Annotated in this window: 1 protein-coding gene; it reads right to left on the bottom strand. The window is 69.7% G+C overall.

Features of this window, described 5'->3' with window-relative positions; genetic code table 11:
* Positions 1-29: 29 nt before the first annotated feature.
* Positions 30-1,253 carry an IS110 family transposase gene (locus I6A60_RS41010; protein ID WP_203017434.1) on the bottom strand — a complete coding sequence of 408 codons (1,224 nt, stop codon included), beginning with the start codon at positions 1,251-1,253 and terminating at the stop codon, positions 30-32.
* Positions 1,254-1,489 lie beyond the last annotated feature (236 nt).

Raw genomic sequence — 1,489 nt, 5'->3', positions numbered from 1 at the left:
CCACCCCAGACATCCCATGGTTTTGGGTGTCAAGCGGCGGTGTCGAGTGTGACGGTGTGTGGCCAGGCGGTTGCTTCGCGGTAAGGGGTGTGGGTTTTGAGGCAGCCGTGGAGGATGCCGACGAGGCGGTTGGCGAGTTGGCGTAGGGCTGCGTGGTGGCCGGTGCCGCGGGCGCGGAGCTGGTCGTAGTAGGCGCGGGCGCCTGGGGAGGCTTTCAGGGAGCTGAAGGCCTGTTGGTGTAGGGCGGTGGCGAGTCGGTCGTTGCGGGCGTAGCGGGCGGTGACGACGGTTTTCTTGCCGGAGGCGCGGGTGATGGGGCTGGTGCCGGCGTAGTTCTTGCGGGCTTTGGCGTGGGTGTAGCGGGTCGGGTCGTCTCCGAACTCGGCGAGCACCCGGGCGGCGAGGATCGGTCCGAGTCCGGGTTGGGACAGGAGGATCTCAGCGTCCGGGTGCTGGCCAAAATGGGCGTCGACCTGCTCGCCGAGCAGGCCGATCTCGGTGTTCAGGGTCGCGATCAGCGTGGTCTGGGCGCGCACGACCGCCCCGTGGGCGGCGGCGGTCAACGGGCGGACCGGGAGCTGGGCGGCCTGGAAGCCGGCACGGATCTTGCGTGACTTCTCGGCGATGTCGCGGCGCCGCGCCCGTTTGAGGACGGCGGAGATCTGCGCGATGGTCAGCCGCCTGGCCAACGCCGGGGTGGGTGCCTTCGCGAGCAGTTCCAGGCTGTCGGCGGCGTCGAGGTCCTCGAACACGGCGACCGCGGCCGGGAACGACTCGATCAGCGTGGCGCGTAGCCGCTGGACCTGGCGGGTCCGGTCCCAGACCAGCGTCTGGTGCGACCGGGCCACGATCTTCACCGCCTCGGTGAGGTCGCTGTCTCCCGCGACCGCACGCAGCTGGTGGCGGTCGATCCGGACCATGTCCGCCAACGCGTGCGCGTCACCAGCATCGCTTTTCGCACCCGAGGTGGAGTACCGCTCCCTAAACCGGGCCGCCGCCATCGGGTTGACCGCGATCACCTGGTAGCCCGCCGCGACCAGCGCCGACACCCACGGACCCCGGTCCGTCTCGATCCCGACCACCACCTCGGTCGGGTCGGCGTCCTCGTCCAGATACGCCCCGACCAGCTCATGCAACCGGGTGACCCCGGCCAGCCCCTCGGGCAGCCTGGCCTTCACCAACCGCCGCCCGGTCTCGTCCTGCACCTCCACATCATGATGATCTTCCGCCCAGTCGTCCCCGACGAACAACACCCACGCCTCCCACGGCTCGCCACCAGCAGAACCCGGCAGCCACGGGAGACCCACCACGCCCTAATGGACCAGTGATCACACCCTCACGGGCAGCCACGACATCCCATCGGTGATCAGACCTCCCGACCACCAGCAGGGGCGCGATCTGGGGTCAGGGCTCAACCACAGCCCAGGGCCAAAGAGCGCTCACCCACCAGCGGCTACCGACACCGAGCCTGCCCCACGGCAACCCGGCA

This window comes from Frankia sp. AgB1.9 (genome assembly GCF_016786355.1).
Classification (GTDB): Bacteria; Actinomycetota; Actinomycetes; order Frankiales; family Frankiaceae; genus Pseudofrankia.
This window is presented reverse-complemented; position numbering and strand designations above follow the sequence as displayed.